Genomic DNA, 17,928 nt, shown 5'->3' on the forward strand with positions numbered 1-17,928 from the left:
AAAGAGTAGTTTTGCACTTTCAAAACAACCTTAAGTAGATACCGGAAGAACACGCTGAAGGCGTCCAATTCGGGCAATGCAATTTCTAATAAATGTGAATTCTTTCCTGGCCGTTAAACAACGTCCGGGAGAACGACTCCGCTGTCTTGCAGCTGCGCAAAAACGCACTTAAGCTTAGCCAAAATTGCAAGATCATAAGAGGGAGTTACCATGAAACACTACAAATTCATCGCGGGCGCAGCACTGGTTCTGGGGCTGGCAACAACCGCAATGGCGCAGGACATTTCCTTCTTCCGGATCGGCACCGGCGGGACAGCCGGGACTTACTATCCAATTGGCGGACTGTTGGCCAATGCGATTTCAAGCCCACCCGGTTCGCGCCCTTGCGAAGAAGGCGGCTCATGCGGTGTGCCCGGTCTCGTGGCCTCGGCGCTGTCGTCCAACGGCTCTGTTGCCAATATCAACGCCATTGCCGGCGGTTCGCTGGAATCCGGTTTTGCCCAGTCTGACGTTGCCACCTGGGCCTACACGGGAACGGGCATCTGGGATGGCAAGCCTGCCGTCGAGACGCTGCGCGCCATTGCCAACCTTTACCCGGAAAGCATCCACCTTGTAGCTAGCGCCGGTTCCGGCATCAACAGCGTTGCCGACCTCAAGGGAAAGCGCGTTTCCATGGATGAGCCTGGCTCGGGTACGCTGGTTGATGCACGCATCATCCTGGAAGGCTACGGCCTTTCGGAATCCGACATTTCGGCAGAATTCCTCAAGCCCGATCAGGCCGCTGACCGCATGCGCGATGGTGCCATGGATGCGTTTTTCTTCGTGGGCGGCTTTCCGGCCGGCGCGATTGCAGAACTGGCCAGCCAGCATGACGTGAAGTTGGTACCAATTTCCTGCGACGAGGCTCCCTCGATCTGCGAGAAATACACCTTCTTCGCCTCCAACACGATTCCGGCCGGCACCTATGAGGGCAGCGACGCCGACGTGAAGACCCTGGCAGTGGGTGCGCAGTGGATCACCAGTGCTGACCAGCCGGAAGACCTGATCTACGGCATCACCAAGGCTCTGTGGAACGACAACACTCGCAAGCAGCTCGATGCCGGCCATTCCAAGGGCAAGGTCATCACCAAGGAAAATGCCTTGAACGGCATTGGCATTCCTCTGCATCCAGGCGCTGAGAAGTTCTACAAGGAAACAGGCCTTCTGAAGTAAGCATCTGGTTACCTGGCCTTGGCCACGTAGCGATCTGATGAGGGCCGTGCAGCCGATGCACGGCCCTTTCTTTCCCATATTTGCAAAAGAGGCAGGTGCCTATGACCGGTGATCAGAACAGGCAGGATACGGCTGAGGACGTCAAACACATGACGGCAGACGAGCTGCAGGCAATCGAAGAAACCTTCGATCCGGAGATGCGGTTTCGCACTCTTGCCTGGCCCATGACCCTGATTACGGCGGCAATCCTGTTTCTGCTGTCGTGCTATCACTTCTACACCGCAGGCTTCGGTATCCCGCAGGCAACGGTTCACCGCGGCCTTCACCTGGGCGTCACCTTGCTAGTGGTTTTCCTGAGCTTTTCTGCCTTCGGCAAGAAGGAGATCAAGCCTGGCATCCTGTCGCCCTTCGGTTTGCCATTGATAGACTGGGTCCTGGGCATAGCCGGGCTGATGGCTGCCCTTTATGTGCCTTGGATCTACAGCGATCTCGCCTTCCGCGTCGGCAATCCACTCCCGATCGACATCATCATGGGGACAATTCTGATTGTCGTTCTATTGGAAGCGGTTCGCCGCTCCATGGGCTGGCCGCTCCCCGTCATCGCGCTTCTTTTCATTGCCTATGCCTATTTTGGCAAGTCGATGCCGGGCATCCTCGTTCATCCGGGTGCCAGCTGGTCGAATATCGTCAACCACCTCTATCTGACATCGCAGGGCATCTACGGCACGGCCCTTGGCGTCATTGCCACCTATGTGTTTCATTTCGTGCTGTTCGGTGTGATGGCGACACGCATCGGACTTGGCCAGTTATTCATTGACGTGGCATCGGCCTTGGCCGGTCGCTATGCCGGTGGCCCTGCCAAGGTCTCGGTGCTTTCCTCCGCATTGCTCGGTTCGATTTCGGGATCGTCTATTGCGAATACGGTGACAACCGGGGCTCTCACCATTCCCGCGATGATCCGCATCGGCTATCCCCGCCACTTCGCCGCAGCCGTGGAAGCCGCCGCCTCGACCGGCGGTCAGATCACGCCACCAGTCATGGGTGCCGTCGCATTCCTCATGATCGAATATCTGGGCCTGCCGCTCACCACCATCCTGACCGCAGCGCTCGTTCCGGCTTTCATGCACTTCTTCGGCGTTCTGGTTCAGGTCCATCTGGAAGCGCGCCGCCTGGGTCTGCGTGGACTATCTCCAGAGGAAATTCCCAATGCGTGGAAGGTACTGAAAAAGGGCTGGCTGACAGTTGTGCCGCTGCTGCTTCTGGTGGCAGTGCTGCTGTCCGGTCGCACACCCTTTGCTGCGGCCTTCTGGTCGATCACAGCCTGCATCGTGGTCCTGATCATCCAGCAGGTGCGTGCAAGCGGCATCGTCGATGGTCTGCGTGGTACCGCCCATGGCGTATGGGAAGGCTTTATCCTTGGCGCCAAGCAATCGCTGTCCGTCACAGCCGCCGCGGCACTGGTGGGCGTGGTGATTGGCGTGGTGACCCTGACCGGCGTTGGTTTCAAGATCGCCTATATGGTGACCAGCGTTGCGCAGGACTGGGCCGGTTCGATCCACGGCCTGCTGGCATTCCTGCCATTCGAACTGATGGGCGTGCCGACACTCACACTGCTCTTCACCCTGATGCTGACCGCCATCGTCTGCATCCTGATGGGCTGCGGCATTCCGACAACCGCGAACTATATCATCATGGTTGCCGTTGCAGCACCGATCCTCGGAATGCTCGGCGTCCAGCCTCTGGTCGCCCATTTCTTCGTGTTCTACTATGGCGTTCTGGCGGATGTGACCCCGCCGGTTGCGATGGCGGCCTATGCGGGAGCGGGCATCGCCGGCGCCAATGCCTTCAAGGCCGGCAATACGGCATTCCGTCTCAGCATGGGCAAGGCACTGGTTCCCTTCGTCTTCGCCTTCCAGCCGGCACTGCTGCTGGTCACCGATAACTTTACCTGGACGGCCTTCTTCCTGGCCTTCAGCGGAACGGTTCTGGGTATCTGGGCACTGGCTGCGGCGGTATCCAACTGGCTCTTCGCCCAGCTTTACTGGTACGAGCGTATTGCCCTGGTTCTGGCCGCAATTCTCCTGGTCGCGCCGGATCTGATCGCCACCGTCGTCGGTCTTCTGCTGATGGCACCGATTGCGGCAAGGCAGTTGCTGTTGAACAAGAGGGCTGCTGCGGCTTAGGGGGCGGGCCAAAGCACGTCATGCCAGGTACGATTTTCGGACGCTGAATTCCAATCGATTCAGCGTCCGATTTGCGATCGGGCATGGACTTCGGCAGTCGAGGCTCTAGACAGCCTGCCCCCCATAGCAAGTCTTCAGATTCAGCCTGCAAAAGGGGCAGCAGTCGTCTCACGCACAATCAATTCCGCAGAGACTTCGGAGATACTCACGGGCATGCCGGGCTCCCGCAAGCGGTCCAGCAGAACCAGCGCCAGGCGCCGTCCCAACTGATAGGGACTGACGGCCATGGTGGTCAGTGCAGGCGTTGCCATTGCGGCGTCCTCGATATCGTCGAATCCCGTTATCGAGATATCTCGTCCGGGTTGTAATCCCGACCGCATCAGCGACAAGCATGCCCCAAGGGCAACCGTATCGCTGTTGCAGACGACTGCGGTTATCTCTGGATGCGCTCGCCGCAATTCGAGCATGGCCTTCAGCCCGGCCAGTTTTTTGTCGCCGGAATCCCAGATCACCGGAACACCGAGATTTCTGTCGGATATCATGCTCGCATATCCGGCGATCCGCTCCTTGCGCACATCGGTCATAGTCGTTCCGCCCAGAAAGGCGATATTGCGATGGCCAAGATCGGCCAGATGTTTCGTCGCGCTTGCGGTTGCCTCGGCGTTGCGAATACCCACGTGATCGAAGGCGCTTTGGTCGGGGCGGCGCAGAAACGTCACGGTCGGGACGGCATGCGTTGCAAGAAAATCGAGTGTTTTCTCGGTCGTACCAACCGCCGGCACCCAGAGAAGTCCTCCACGTCCATTGCGAATGAATGCTTCAAGCTGGCGATCCTGGCGGCTCAGATCGTCGCGCGCGTCCAACACCGAAACGAGATAGCCTTCGGCCTCCAGAAGATCGCTGACACCGCTGATGACCTCGGCATTGAACGGATTGGAGATCTGGTGGATCACGAGTCCGATTTCGCTGTTCTTGCCCGATCGCATCGAGGCAGCTCGTGCATCCGGGACATAGTGCAGCCGGGCGGCAGCTTGCAGGACTTTCTTGCGCGTCTCCTCCGATATCCGGCCCGTCCCGCGCATGACCTGGCTGACGGTCGGGATCGAAACGCCGGCTTCCTTCGCTACGGTCTCCAGTGTCGGCTTACCTGCCATCGATGGACGCGCCTTTGATACAACGATTTCGCGAATGACGCTGCCATTTAGGCGTAAATGCTCAGCAGATCAACAGCTTCACCCGCAGTCACGACTGCGGATGACTGGTCTCGCGGGAGTTTGGCGTTGACTTGGATATAACGATGTACCATGATTTCGACATTCAGCGATGGAGGTCGCTGAGTGCATCTGATGCCAGCAATATGACATCGGGCCGCATGCCAAGATAGCTGGTCGCCAATCGGTGACGAGACTGTCAGAAAAATGCGCATCGGAGGGGAGTCCGGTGCTCGAAATGCATCTTTGGGAGGAATTCATGACTGTGAGATACACGCTCGCTGGCGCCGTTTCCGGCTTGGCCATTCTATGCTCCGCCGCCATTGCCCAGGCAGACATCCTGTTCTGGTCGACCCAGGCACGGCCGGTCGAAGAAGCGCAGGCCATGCGCGAAGAAGTCTTGAGCGGCGCACCGGAGAAAGTTGACTATCAGCCCAATGAAGATGGCCCTTGGTTGACCCGTCTTCAGGCTGAGCTTCAGGCCAATTCGGGATCGATCGGCACTTTGGGTGCCCTGCATGGCAATTTCTCGGCATTGGATCCGGAAAACCTTGTCGATCTGGATGATCTCGGTGTCACGGCCAAGAGCGAGACCTTCAACACACTTGCAAAGCTTGGCACCGAGCACATGCAATATGTCCCGTGGATGCAGGCAACCTACATCATGGCCGCCAATAAGAAGGCGCTGGAATTTTTGCCCGAAGGCGCCGACATCGATGCTCTGACCTATGATCAGTTGATCGAATGGACCGCCAAGGTTCAGGACGCGACGGGCGAACCCAAGTTCGGCTTTCCGGCTGGACCGAAGGGCCTCAAACATCGCTTCTTCCAGGGCTATCTCTATCCGTCCTACACCAATGGTGTTGTGCGCACCTTTGCCTCCGATGGTGCTGTAACCGCATGGGAAAAATTCCGCGAGCTCTGGACGCATACCAACCCCGCCTCGACCAACTTTTCCTTCATGCAGGAACAGCTTTTGTCTGGCGACGCATGGATCGTTTTTGACCACACCTCCCGTCTCGCGCAGGCATTTAATGAACGTCCGGATGATTTCGTCGCCTTTCCTGCGCCCGCAGGACCGGAGGGTCGCGGCTTCATGCCTGTGCTGGCCGGTATCGCCATTCCAAAGACGGCACCCGATATGGATGCGTCCAAGGCGCTGGTGAAATATATGCTCGCACCCGAAACCCAGATTGCGACGCTGCGGGCGACAAGCTTCTTCCCGGTGATCGACGTCGATCTGCCGGATGACCTGCCGCCTGCGGTCAAGGCTGCCGGTGCGGCAGTTGCAAAAATGAGTGGATCAGCGGACGCAAATCCCGGTCTCCTGCCCGCGGGTCTCGGCGAAAAGGGCGGCGAGTTCAACCGTATCTTCGTCGACAGTTTTGAGCGCATCGTTTTGGCCGGTCAGGACATCAGGTCGGTTCTGGACGATGAGAAGGTTCAGCTGAAAGCGATCATGGAGGAAACCGGTGCGCCTTGCTGGGCACCCGATGCACCATCTGAGGGTGCATGCCCGGTCGAATGATTGGCACATCCTTGTGAGATCCATCGCGTCCGGGCTTCTTGCGGCCCGGACAATGCCGCCCTGATTTGCAAAAGAGCGCTTTGCGCAAGCATGGGAGCGATCCAATGAACGCTCGAATTCTGCCCTATGTGCTGATCCTGCCGGTCACGCTGTTTCTGGGGGTGTTCTTCGTCTATCCCTTTGTGCTGGTCGCGCAACAGGCCTTCAGCACCGGCGCGGGCTTGACCATGGATAACTTCCGTGAGGTGGTCGGTTACTGGAAGTTTCCGATCTCGCTGAAAAACACTCTGTTGCTTGCAGCGCTCGTCGTGCCCGTTCAACTGGCACTGTCCCTGTTGATGGCGACGATGGTCAGTCGCATGAACCGGGGACGCGATATGGTCCTCTATATCTGGACAATTCCGCTCGGCATCTCCGATCTTGCGGCGGGCATCATCTGGCTTGCGATCTTCGACCAGTCGGGCTTTCTGAATTCGATGATGAGTGGACTTGGCCTGGTTGATCGCCCTGTCAACTTTCTCTCCTACCAACATCCGGGGATCGTATTTGCCGCCATTGCGCTCGCCGAAATCTGGCGCGCCACGGCGATCATGCTTGTCATCCTCGTGGCCGGCATTGGTTTGATACCCAGGGAATACTATGAGGCCGCCGAGGTGTTCGGAGCCTCGCGCTGGAAGCAGTTCTTGCGCATCACCCTTCCCTTGCTCAGGCCGTCCTTGCAGACCGCGCTCATCCTGCGTGTCGTGCTGGCCTTCGAAGTCTTCGCTGTGGTCGCAGCCCTCGGGGGCACACTCTTTCCCGTGCTCATGGGTGAGATCTATTCCTACCAGTTCAGTCTCCAGAACAATGGCGCGGCGGCGGCCCTGGCCCTGATCGTACTTGCCATCTCGATCGCCTTCACGCTGATCATTCTGCGCGTCTTGCGCGTGCCGAAGGGAGCCTCGATATGACCGCTTCCGTTGCGACCCCCGCGCAGGTTGCCTCGACCCGCAGAACCGGGCGCACTGTCTATGTCGCCTCGGTCATTCTGCTGTGTGCCTGGGTGATCGTTCCGCTCTATCTGCTGTTCATCAACACGCTGTCCTCACCGGAAACGGTCAACAGCTTTCCCAAATCCTTCATTCCTGAATTCGATCTTGGCAGCCTGACCTTCTTTGCCAGTTTCAACGGCATGCTCACTGCCTTGAAGAATTCGATTCTCGTCGCCGGAATGACAATGGTGCTGTCGATCGCCATCGGCGCGCCGGCAGGCTATGCCCTGTCGCGGTTCGATTTTCGTGGCAAGGAAGTGTTCCGTATGTTGATCCTTCTCACCCGTGCCTTTCCGCTGCCGCTACTGGCGCTTCCGCTTGCGGTCCTCTTCATCCGCACCGGTCTCGACGACACGGCCTTCGGGCTTGCCCTCGTACACACGACATTGGCAATCCCCTTTGCCGTCCTGATCACCTTTTCGCTGTTTTCCGGAATTCCGGTTGAGCTGGAGGAAGCCGCCTGGACGCTTGGATGTACGCGGTTTACCGCCTTCACCAAGGTGGTCCTGCCTCTCATCCTGCCCGGTATCACGGCGTCTGCGATCTTCGCCTTTGTAATCTCGTGGAACGAGGTTTTTGCCGCAGCCGTTCTGACCATCGAAAACCGCACCTTGCCCGCCTTTTTGCTGCAAACGCTCGGCGAAGCACCGCTGCATCTGAAATTCGCAGGCGGCTTCATCCTCGTTGTCCCGGCGCTGATCTTTATTTTCGCCGTGCGCAAATACCTCTTCGCCATGTGGGGCATCGCCAACCGCTGAGCGGAGCGCGCCTAGACAAAGGAACCAGTCAAATGGCTGAAATTCGTATCAAGAACGTCGCCAAGACCTTCGGCGCTTACCAAGCGCTTCATGATATCAACCTGACCATTGCCGATCAGGAATTCATGGTCCTGCTCGGTGCCTCAGGCTGCGGAAAGACAACGCTTTTACGCATTGTAGCGGGACTTGCGACGGCCAGCACCGGCGAAGTCTGGATCGGGGGCAGGCGCGTGGACCATCTACCGCCGAAAGACCGGGGCATTGCCATGGTGTTCCAGAACTATGCGGTTTTTCCCCACCTCACGGTGTTCGAAAACATCGCCTTTGGTCTGCGCATGAAGAAGATGCCGAATGATGAGGTCACGCGGCGGGTCGAGCGTACCGCGACGCTCATGCATATCGAACAGCTGCTGAAGCGCTATTCAGGCGAATTGTCGGGCGGGCAGCGGCAGCGTGTTGCCGTCGCCCGAGCGCTCGCAATGGAGCCGGACGTTATCCTGATGGACGAGCCGCTGTCCAATCTCGATGCGCTTCTGAGGCTCGAAATGCGCGCCGAACTCAAAGGCGTACTCGCCGACAGCAAGACGACGGCGATCTATGTCACGCATGACCAGGTGGAGGCCATGAGCCTTGCCGATCGCATCAGTGTCATGCACCAGGGCAAGATCGTACAGGCGGCGACGCCAATTGAGGTCTATCGCAGTCCTGCCGCAGAATTCGTCGGCAGTTTCATTGGCAACCCGCCGATGAATTTCATCAAGGCGACACCCGCCGGTGACGGAAAATGGCGTGTTGCCGGTGAAATCATCGATGGTCCGCGCACCGATAGGCCGGCATTGCAATTTGCAATCCGTCCGGAAGATATCCGCCCTGCCGAACACGGATTGACCGCAACGGCAAAGGTGGTGGAGCCGCTGGGTGCGCATCTTCTGGTCACCTGCGACGTGGACGGCAGACCCTTCCGCGCGGTGCTGGACAGCGATCTGACCGTGCGCCCGGGCGATACTTTGACCTTGGCGCCGCAAGCCGATCGTATACGCTGGTTCGATCCTGAAACCACCCTAGCCTTGGCCTGAGATACAGATGAGAGATGCATTGATCGAACAGGCGGTGCAGGTGCTGCGCCGCAACGACCGGGGTACGTATACGGTGCCGACCCACGGCCTCTATCCGTTCCAATGGAACTGGGATAGTGCGCTCAGCGCCCTCGGCTTCGCCCATTTCGACGAGGTTCGGGCCTGGACCGAGATCGACACGCTTTTTGCCCATCAATGGGAAGACGGCATGGTGCCGCATATCATCTTTCATGAACGCGACGAGGGCTATTTTCCCGGACCCGATGTCTGGGCAACTAGCCGAAAGGTTCCCACGTCCGGCATCACCCAGCCCCCGGTGGCTGCCTTTACGGTTCGTCGCCTGTTCGACCGGGCAAAGGACAAGACCCTGGCCAGAGAGAGAGCCAAGGCCCTGCTGCCTCAGCTTCATGCCTGGCATCAATGGTTCTTCCGTGCCCGCGACCCCAAGGGGAGTGGTCTGGTCGCTATCATTCACCCGTGGGAGTCCGGTCGCGACAACTCGGTGGACTGGGATATCGCGCTTTTGCGCGTACCGACGGACGGTGTCGAACCCTTCACACGCCGGGACATCCAGCATGCCGATCCGGCACATAGACCGACCCGGGCGCAATATGAGCGCTATATCTGGTTGGTGCAGACCTTCCGCAGCCTTGGGTGGGATAACACCAGACTGCATGATGCCTCGCCGTTTCAGGTCGTCGATCCCGGCTTCAACGCCATCCTGATCCGCTCTTGTGCGGACCTCGCGGATCTCGCGGATCAACTGGATGAACCGGATATCGCTCGGCAGTCTCGCGACTTGGCAGAGCGTGGCAGTGCCGCCATGGAGACGCTTTGGAGCAGGGCGCATGGACAGTATCTCTGTCTCGACCGGACTACCGGCAGCCTGATCGACAGCCCCTCGGTCGGCGGACTTCTGGCCGCTTTCGCGGCGATTCCGGCGGACAGGGCCGCGAGCATTTCCCGACGTATCGAAAAACTGGGTGAAGCCGCACAATTCCTGATCCCCAGTCATGATCCTACGACGGCCGAATTCGATGACCTGCGCTACTGGCGTGGCCCGGCCTGGCTGATCGTCAACTACATGATCGCCGACGGACTTCTCGCTGCTGGCCAGAGTGACATGGTCGATCGCATCATCGCCGACAGTATCCGCTTGATCGAACTCAGCGGCTTTGCCGAATATTACAGTCCGATCACCGCCGCGCCCTGCGGCGGCGCGCATTTTACCTGGACAGCCGCCATGGTTCTCGAATTCCTGGCCAGTCCGACGACCGGTCCATCTTTGCCGCAGTTATCAGGCAGCGCGATGGGCTAGCACTGCCGTCGCATCATGGCAGCTTATGAATTCTCACATCCGGTACCACTGACTGGGCGATTTCGCACAGGTGCCAGTGATGGGTAAGATAAATGACCTGACCGACCTTCGACATGTCGCCCAGCAGACGAAACACCTCTTCAGAACGGGGATTGTCGAAGCTTTCCATGATGTCGTCGGCAATGAAGGGAACGGCGGGACGGACGGCTGCGAACTCCTCATAGCCGGCCAGACGCAAGGCGAGATATAGCTGGAACTGCGTGCCGGTCGACATGTCTTCCGCAAGCTTGGAGCTTCCGTCCCGGGCAACGCCGATCAGGATTTCCTTGTCTTTGTCAACCTGTGTGGCAAGGCCGGAATAATTGCCTCCGGTAATGAGGCTGAAGGCTTCCGAGGCCCTGTTCATCATCGAGCTACGGTGCTTGTCACGATAGATATGCAGGGCCTTTTCAGCTGCCAATATGCCGGTTTTAAGCGTCAGGTAACGGGTGGCCAGATCCTCTATCTCGAGAAAGATGGTCTTTCGCTTGGCTTCGATCCTGGCCACAGCGTCGTCTCCACCGACGGCGTCGAGCTTGTCCTTGGCGCGCGTCATGTCCGCATAGAGTTCTCGCGCCCGTTCGGTTAGGTCATCGATGCGGGTGGCAAGCTCCATTGCTTCTTGCTCTGTCGCTTCTGCGTCAATGTCTTGCAGGTGCTGCTGAGCCGCTTCAAAGCTTGGTACTCGCAAGCTTTGCGCGATCTGCTCGCGAAGTTCGGCCATGCGGGCCTCAACCCGTTCGCGCTCTCTGGCCTGATCCAGAAATCCTGCAACGGAGGCCAGAGTGTCCGTTCCGAAATAAGCCGTCAGTTCACCCTTGCGGGCGTTATGGACTGCAAGTTCTGCTGAAAGGTCTGCGCGCTCGGACAGCAGTTTTTCAAGATCCAGCTGGCGGTCAGATTTTATCTGTTGTTGACGGCGCGCGGCGTTTTGTCTTTCGAGCAATCGATTGGCGAGCGCCAGCGGGTCATCGATATCACGATCCTCATCAAGCTTGCCAAGCAGGTTTTCGAGATCGTGGCGAAATCTCGCCTGATCACGCTCCATGGCTGTGACGCGTTGCGTCAATTCCTGGCAGTCTTTCAAAATGGCGGGCAGCTTGGCAAGCTCTTGGAGAATATCGCGAATGGCGGCAATCGATCCGGCCTTGTCGGAAAGCCAGGTCTTTGACAGCGCCTGTTGCCAGGCCTCCTGCCATTTGTCGGCATCTTCCTGCGCCTCACTCAGGTCGCGCTCGCGCTCTGCGACGTCGCGCGCCAGATCGGCCATCGTTTTGGCGTGACCTGCCTTGGCAGCAGCTCCGGATTTGAGTCGCGTCACCAGTGCCGAGGCGGCCCGGCTCAGTTCCTGGGGCGTTGTCTCGTCACGATTATCCGCTCCAGCCGCAACCAGCGCAGTCTCCAACTCGGCGCAAACGCTTGTCAGCTCTGCGCTCAAGTCAGCAATGGTCGCTTCTACCTGCCCCAGATCGGTCCAGACCGACAGGGTGTCAGCACGTCTGCTGGACCAGCTTTCCAGCGTCGCCAGCCTCTGCAGCGCATCGGGTTCCGTCACAAGCTCGTCCGGCAACTGAGCGGCGATGCGCTCGCCAAGTGCGGACTGCTCGGTCGATGCCTCGTCCAGCAACTCCCGCTCTCGCTCGATTGCGGCCCTCGTCTCCGCAATCTTCTGATTGAGGTGGCGTAATTCTGCCAGTTCGTGGGCCCGTGCCAGGCGGTTGTGAGACAGAACATCGTCGCGGCGCAACGCCTCTTCGAAAGTCAATGCTGACGCTCTGTCCAGCGTCACGATATGGGCTTGCCATGCCGCATCCCGGTCTGCCCGTACCGATTGCGCTTCCGCATCGCCAATCGCGCCGCCAGCGGTGAAGGCGGCAAATCGTGCCTCTAAAGTCACCAGTTCGGTCGTGACAGCGCGGTGACGATCTCGGTGATCGGTCACACGTCGATCAATCGACGTCGCCAGATTGCGCCATAGCTCGATCTGCCGCGCGTCGACTGTCGGAGTAGCGGCAAGCTCTTCCCTGTTGCCAGACCATGGCGCGAGCATCAGCGCGTGGCTTTCCAGCTTGCGCTGCAATTGCGTGCGGGCACGCTCTTCGATGGCAAAACGCGAGACAAGATCCGATGCAGTCAGGCGTGCAAGCCCGGACTCCAGTTTGGCCAAAATGCCTTCGTCAAGTGTGTTGCCGATATCGTGGTCCGCGTCGTGGTCTTCCTCAATACGCCTGAGACTGTCGTGACTGCGCTGCAATTCACGCTTGGCGGCGGCAAGCCGTGCCTCAACGCCTGAACGTTTCTCCAGCAGGTCATGAATGATCGCCGTGACCGAAGTCGGCAGCAGCAGGCTTTCCGGGCTCTCGTCTGCCGGACGTTCGAGATCCACGAGCAGACGCGAAAGCGCCCCCTGTTGTTCAAAGAGAGACTGACGCCGTTTTGGCAGGTCGTTTTCGGCAGACCGAAACCGGGCAATGCCATCGCCGAGCATGTCCATCGCAGAGGCAATGGCGAGGCCCTTCTCGTCGATGACGATGGCATCGATTTCGCCTGAAAGCTGTTCGATGCCACGGTCCTTTTCCTGCAGCAGAGCCTGCAGCCGTGTCTCGTCGCGCGATAGCTGCGGCAGGAGCGCAAACCACTCGGATGGCGGTCGCGGCAGTTCGATCTGGTTCGCGGGGTCGTTTGCGAGCCGGGCCAGATCCAGGGCGAGCGGGAGGGCGGCCAGGATCCTTGTTAGCTCGGCATGCCGTGTTTTCGCGGCGGCCAGTTCAACCGCTGCGGCATCGTATGCGGATGTCGCCTGCAGATGCGTTGCAGAGAGCGCCGCATGTGCAGCTGCAAATGTGTCGATTGCGTTGCGCTCGGTCTTCAGCGTTTCAAGTGCACGCCTCAGTTCGGCAAGCCTGGTGCTCGACGACCGCTTCTTGTAGACGGATGCCGCCTCTTCTGTAGCCGCGGCGAGCGACTTGCTGAGGCCGGCAAGACCGGAGCTTGCGGAAAACAAAAGCTCACCCAACTCACCCTTGCTTTGGATGATCGCATTGCCACCTTCCTTGAGCGACTGGTCATCCAGCGAAAACATGGTGCGATAGGCGTCGCGCGTAATTCCGCCGAGAGCAGCGACGAGCAGCGCATCGTTGACTGGCGTTCCCCGCGCATCCACGAGACTTCCTGTCCGCTGTTTCAGCCGGGCAAGCTCGTGGACCGCGCCGTCGATATCCAGCTGCGCGCCGATGCGCATCGAACCGTAGGGATGCAGAAAATTGTACGGTGTCTGCTGGTGCATGCCAAACAGCAGGTCGAGATAGGCCGCAAAGGTCGTCGACTTTCCAGCCTCGTTGAGACCGTAGACGATGTGAAAATCCGGCTGCCCATTCTCGGCCTTGCCGAAATCGATCACATGATCGGTGAACTTCCCATAACGTGTGAGGTCAAGACGATTGAGGCGCATCAGTTGTCGTCTCTTTCGGCTGCGCTCATGCGTGCTGTAATATCATCGGTCCCTTGGGCCAGCAGGTGATCTATGAAGCGGTCAAACGCTGCTTCGTCATCACCGGCAAAGGTCCGGCTTTCCGGCGGCAGATCGGACATCATTTCCCGCACCATGTCTCGAATCTCAGTGCGAAAGCCGTCACCTGCAATCACGTCGTCACGCATCAGGTGACCGAGTTCGATGACGGGATCGGCACTTTCCTTGGCCGCTTCGCCGGGCGGGCGTACATCAAGTTCCAGTTTTTCAATCCATGTATTGCCAATCCGTTCGCCGCGCTGCTCAGCCTCGGCGGTCATCAGATCGATGTCGCGGCGAAGCTTGAAGGAAAGCAGTGTCTCGCCGGACATCCGCAAGCGGGCGACAAGATGGGGGGAAACGGTATGGTCGCGTTGCCTGGCAAGCGCCGTCTCGATTGCCTGGGCCGCTTGCGCCCAATCCGTCACCTCAGACAGATCGACATTCACGCGCTCGAACTGGGCGATGCCGGTCAGCCGTTCTTCCACGGTGACCTTGCGATCGTCGGCAATCGTCACCAGCGACACGGTTTTCGCACCGGCTTCGTTGATGTCGCGGCCCTGTGGCATGCCCGGCATGATCACGGTGCGGGCACCGAGATGATCGCTGCGTTGATGGATATGGCCGAGAGCCCAATAGTCGAAACCGGAGCCGTGCAAATCTGCAACATTGCAGGGGGCGTAAACATCGTGGCCAGGCGCGCCGGCGAGGCTCGTGTGCATGATGCCGATGTTGACCGCGCCAGAGACCGGTGATTTGTATTTCGGCAGCAGAGACTCCGGAGCCTGCGGCTTTGCAAAACTCATGCCGTGAATAGCAACGGAAAGCCCGTTTGAATCCGTTTCGATTGCCTCGGCTCGTCCGCCAAAGACTTTCACGTTGGGTGGTAGAACCAGTTCCTGCGTGATCCTCGACAAGGCGTCGTGATTGCCGCGAATGATGTAAACGGCAATACCGGCCTGATGCAGCCGCTCCATCTGGCCGGCGAGAAAACGAGCCGTCTTCATCGATGTCTGGTCGCCATCATATAGATCACCGGCGATTACCAGCGCATCGACCTGTTCCTCAAGGCATATATCGACGATGGCAATCAATGCCTGCCGTGTGGAATCACCGACCAGTTCCGCCAGTTCACCATTGCGCATTGCCAGCGAACGGAGCGGTGAATCGAGATGAATGTCGGCAGTGTGAACGAAGCGAAATGGCATTTGGGATTCCGGTGATTGTTTGCCCTTATAGGGCAGATCAGCCGGCCAATGCTACCTCATGATGACGTGGACATTCTGGAGCATCAGGCACTCCGGCGGAACTGAGCGAGCCTCGATGTCTTGTCTGGCCGCGCACAGTCTTTGAATACAGTGACTCCGACCCTGAGGCAGTTTGCCTCAGAGTTCGCTGTGGAACACAGGGTTTGCATCAATGGTGCCGGTGACAGGCAAGGGACAACTCACGCTGGCAAAGCCGATGTAAATCAACAGGTTTGTGTTCGTCTCACGCCTTGGTATCGAGCGAGTACAGTTCCATGAATACCCGATAGCGGCCTTCGTGCATGTCTTTGCTGGCCGGGTCCGGAAGCAATATATCTTCACCCGGTGTCAATTGTCCGGCGATCGACAATAGATCACCATCCGACTGCGGCCCCAGCGCTGCCACCGCAGCACCGAGAAGGACCGGTTCAGGCGCTTGTGAGAGCACGACGCGGCATCCTGTTCCATCGGCATAGAGCTTGCGCAGAAGCGGGGAACGGTTGTGTCCGCCACTTAAATGCAGAGTATCGATGGCGTAGCCGTTTGCATTCATCCGATCGATAATGAGCTTTGTGCCATAGACCAACGCTGTGGCGGCCGCCCAATAGACCTTGATGAAGCTCTCTTTGGGATCGTCCAAGGAAAGACCGGCAATCACGCCTCGAATGTCGGGATCGGCATAGGGAGAGCGATTGCCAATGAAGTCCGGCAGCACATGGGTGCGCGGCGCTGGATCATTACCATTTTCAAGACGTTCCAACAGCAGCGTCGACAGAGCATCATGCGGGTTGTCGCCAAATTCCTTGCCAGCAGAAAATAGTGCCACCAGATGGTCCAGCAAGGCGCCGCTGATACTTTGGCCACCCTCGTTTGCAACATAACCGTCGCATAGCGCACCGGGGTAAGGACCCCATACGCCGGGGACTTCCTGACGCTCCGGCTGGGCTGCAATATGGCATGTCGATGTCCCGGCGATAACGGCAACCCGTCTTGCGGGGGCATCTGTCAGGCTGCGTCCAAGCGTGCCCAATGCACCCGCATAGGCGTCGATCATGCCCACAGCGAAAATGCAATTGGTGGTCAGGCCAAGATCGTCTGCCGCCTCTTCGGTCAGCGGTCCAAGCGTTGCACCCACGGGCAAAGCCTGTTCGGGTAGTCCGGCCCGAACGATCACGTCTTCCATCGAGATCTGACGCAGAAAGTCACGATCCCAACCCTGGCCGGGACGCGGATCGAAAGTCCACTTGCAGGCCAGCATGCAGACCGAGCGTTCCCGCGAGCCGGTGCACTTGAAGCCGACCCAGTCACCGAGATCGCCAGCATAACCGATCTGCTGATAGAGATCAGGACGGTTGCGCTTCAGCCACATGAGCTTGGGCATCTCCATTTCCGGTGACATCACGCCACCCAGATTGGCAAGCGGTTTGGCGCCTGTTGCTGTGCATTCCGCCGCTTCCGCTGTGGATCGGTGATCCATCCAAACGATGATGTCCCATTTTTCATCACCATCGGACAGGCAAAGTGGCTGGTCATCCTTGTTCAGCAACACAAGCGAGCATGTGGCGCTGACGGAGACGCCCGAAACGCTCTCAGGCGCAATACCGGCATTGGTGACAGCCGTTCGAACCGAATAGCAGATTGATCGCCATATATCCGTGGAACTCTGCTCTACATGATGCTCTTGCGGGCGATTGAGGGCGATCGGCATCTTTGCCTCCGCCAGCATATTTCCTGCCCGGTCGAACACGCCGGCACGGGCGCTGCCGGTGCCGATGTCAATGCCGACGACGTAATCTTGAGTGCTCATGCTGCCGCTCCGCCTGTTAGGATTTCTTCAAGAAGGGTGCGCGCACGATCATGACAATGATCAGGAAGCCGCCCCAGACTGCGGTTGCGAGATGTTGACTGGCACCCATCAGGTTCATGCCCGACGCGATGACCTGCAGGCTCATCAGTCCAAGCACCAATGGCAGCACACGCCCAAATCCGCCGAACGGGTTTGAACCCGCCAGAAAGCAGGCAAGCACCGTGATCAACAGATAGCTTTCGCCATGCCCGATGCGGACCGAGTTGAAACGCGCAAGCATGACCATTCCGGCAAGTGCCGACAGCAGGCCGGAGATCATGTAGAGAATGATCAGAACCTTCTTCACGTTGATTGCGGAGTATTCCGTGGCCTTCAGGTTCGATCCCAGCATGTGAATGGAAAAGCCTGCTCGGGTGAACTGCATGAAGTAGGCAAGGGCTGCGGCGGCGCCGAGGAAGATCAGCATTGGTATCGGAATGCCGAACACGCTGCCGCTACCCATCGCCTGGAACGCATCCGGCATGCCGGAAATGCCGCCACCACGGGTTACAAATTCTCCGAGCCCGCGCAGAAAGATCATAGCCCCAAGCGTGACGAGGATCGGATGCGCGCCGACATAGGCGACGATCACACCGATCGTCAGGCCGGCAAGCGCACCGGCGACAAGCCCGCCGGCAATGGCCACTGGCATGGCCGCAATGCCGGCACCCACAAGTGCGCCCTTGACCAGCCATGCAGTCGTCAAGCCGGCAATATTGGCCGTGTAGGTGACGGACAAATTGAGGCCACCTGAAATGATCGGCACGAACATGGCCAGAGACAGAATACCAAGTTCAGGCAACTGGACCGCCATGGAGGAGAAGTTTCCGGCGCTCAGAAATCCAGGCGCCATGAGCGAAAACACGGTGATGCTGACGATCAGCAAAGCCAGCATGACCAGAAGCTCGACCGTATCCTTGCCGAGCCTGGGAGCAGGCTTGGTCGAGAGAGTGGTGTTCTTGACGTTGTCG

At 58.7% G+C, this 17,928-nt stretch carries 12 protein-coding genes; 7 read left to right on the top strand and 5 right to left on the bottom strand.

The window, feature by feature from the left end:
* The first annotated feature begins 210 nt into the window (after positions 1 to 210).
* Both ACQQ2Q_RS19455 and ACQQ2Q_RS19460 read left to right on the top strand, forming a co-directional pair.
* Positions 211 to 1,212, top strand: coding sequence for a TAXI family TRAP transporter solute-binding subunit (locus ACQQ2Q_RS19455; protein WP_428188786.1), 1,002 nt, complete (start codon positions 211 to 213; stop codon positions 1,210 to 1,212).
* Positions 1,213 to 1,313: 101 nt separating this feature from the next.
* Positions 1,314 to 3,395: a TRAP transporter permease gene (locus ACQQ2Q_RS19460; protein WP_428188787.1), complete on the top strand. Its 2,082-nt coding sequence runs from the start codon at positions 1,314 to 1,316 to the stop codon at positions 3,393 to 3,395.
* A 140-nt stretch (positions 3,396 to 3,535) separates the two neighbouring features.
* Here ACQQ2Q_RS19460 and ACQQ2Q_RS19465 read toward each other — a convergent pair whose 3' ends face one another.
* Positions 3,536 to 4,549 carry a LacI family DNA-binding transcriptional regulator gene (locus ACQQ2Q_RS19465; protein ID WP_428188788.1) on the bottom strand — a complete coding sequence of 338 codons (1,014 nt, stop codon included), beginning with the start codon at positions 4,547 to 4,549 and terminating at the stop codon, positions 3,536 to 3,538.
* A 316-nt stretch (positions 4,550 to 4,865) separates the two neighbouring features.
* Here ACQQ2Q_RS19465 and ACQQ2Q_RS19470 point away from each other — a divergent pair, with 316 nt between their 5' ends.
* The 5 genes from ACQQ2Q_RS19470 (at position 4,866) to ACQQ2Q_RS19490 (ending at position 10,317) form a co-directional block, all read left to right on the top strand.
* Positions 4,866 to 6,134, top strand: coding sequence for an ABC transporter substrate-binding protein (locus ACQQ2Q_RS19470; protein ID WP_428188789.1), 1,269 nt, complete (start codon positions 4,866 to 4,868; stop codon positions 6,132 to 6,134).
* A 104-nt stretch (positions 6,135 to 6,238) separates the two neighbouring features.
* Positions 6,239 to 7,084, top strand: coding sequence for a carbohydrate ABC transporter permease (locus ACQQ2Q_RS19475; RefSeq protein ID WP_428188790.1), 846 nt, complete (start codon positions 6,239 to 6,241; stop codon positions 7,082 to 7,084).
* The gene (locus ACQQ2Q_RS19480; RefSeq protein WP_428188791.1) at positions 7,081 to 7,923 is read left to right on the top strand and encodes a carbohydrate ABC transporter permease; all 843 of its coding nucleotides are present in this window, start codon (positions 7,081 to 7,083) and stop codon (positions 7,921 to 7,923) included. The genes ACQQ2Q_RS19475 and ACQQ2Q_RS19480 overlap by 4 nt, the downstream gene beginning before the upstream one ends.
* Positions 7,924 to 7,955: 32 nt before the next feature.
* Positions 7,956 to 8,999, top strand: coding sequence for an ABC transporter ATP-binding protein (locus ACQQ2Q_RS19485; protein ID WP_428188792.1), 1,044 nt, complete (start codon positions 7,956 to 7,958; stop codon positions 8,997 to 8,999).
* Between the two features lie 7 nt (positions 9,000 to 9,006).
* The gene (locus ACQQ2Q_RS19490) at positions 9,007 to 10,317 is read left to right on the top strand and encodes an amylo-alpha-1,6-glucosidase (protein ID WP_428188793.1); all 1,311 of its coding nucleotides are present in this window, start codon (positions 9,007 to 9,009) and stop codon (positions 10,315 to 10,317) included.
* 13 nt (positions 10,318 to 10,330) lie between these two features.
* Here ACQQ2Q_RS19490 and ACQQ2Q_RS19495 read toward each other — a convergent pair whose 3' ends face one another.
* The 4 genes from ACQQ2Q_RS19495 to ACQQ2Q_RS19510 all read right to left on the bottom strand — a co-directional run bounded on the left by ACQQ2Q_RS19495 (position 10,331) and on the right by ACQQ2Q_RS19510 (position 17,852).
* The gene (locus ACQQ2Q_RS19495) at positions 10,331 to 13,807 is read right to left on the bottom strand and encodes an AAA family ATPase (protein WP_428188794.1); all 3,477 of its coding nucleotides are present in this window, start codon (positions 13,805 to 13,807) and stop codon (positions 10,331 to 10,333) included.
* Positions 13,807 to 15,072: a metallophosphoesterase family protein gene (locus tag ACQQ2Q_RS19500; protein WP_428188795.1), complete on the bottom strand. Its 1,266-nt coding sequence runs from the start codon at positions 15,070 to 15,072 to the stop codon at positions 13,807 to 13,809. Before ACQQ2Q_RS19500 ends, ACQQ2Q_RS19495 begins: the two co-directional genes overlap by 1 nt.
* Before the next feature lie 283 nt (positions 15,073 to 15,355).
* Positions 15,356 to 16,918, bottom strand: coding sequence for an FGGY-family carbohydrate kinase (locus ACQQ2Q_RS19505; RefSeq protein WP_428188796.1), 1,563 nt, complete (start codon positions 16,916 to 16,918; stop codon positions 15,356 to 15,358).
* Between the two features lie 16 nt (positions 16,919 to 16,934).
* The gene (locus ACQQ2Q_RS19510) at positions 16,935 to 17,852 is read right to left on the bottom strand and encodes an ABC transporter permease (protein ID WP_428188843.1); all 918 of its coding nucleotides are present in this window, start codon (positions 17,850 to 17,852) and stop codon (positions 16,935 to 16,937) included.
* Positions 17,853 to 17,928 lie beyond the last annotated feature (76 nt).

It is taken from the genome of Agrobacterium sp. ES01, assembly GCF_050320885.1.
Lineage (GTDB): Bacteria > Pseudomonadota > Alphaproteobacteria > Rhizobiales > Rhizobiaceae > Allorhizobium.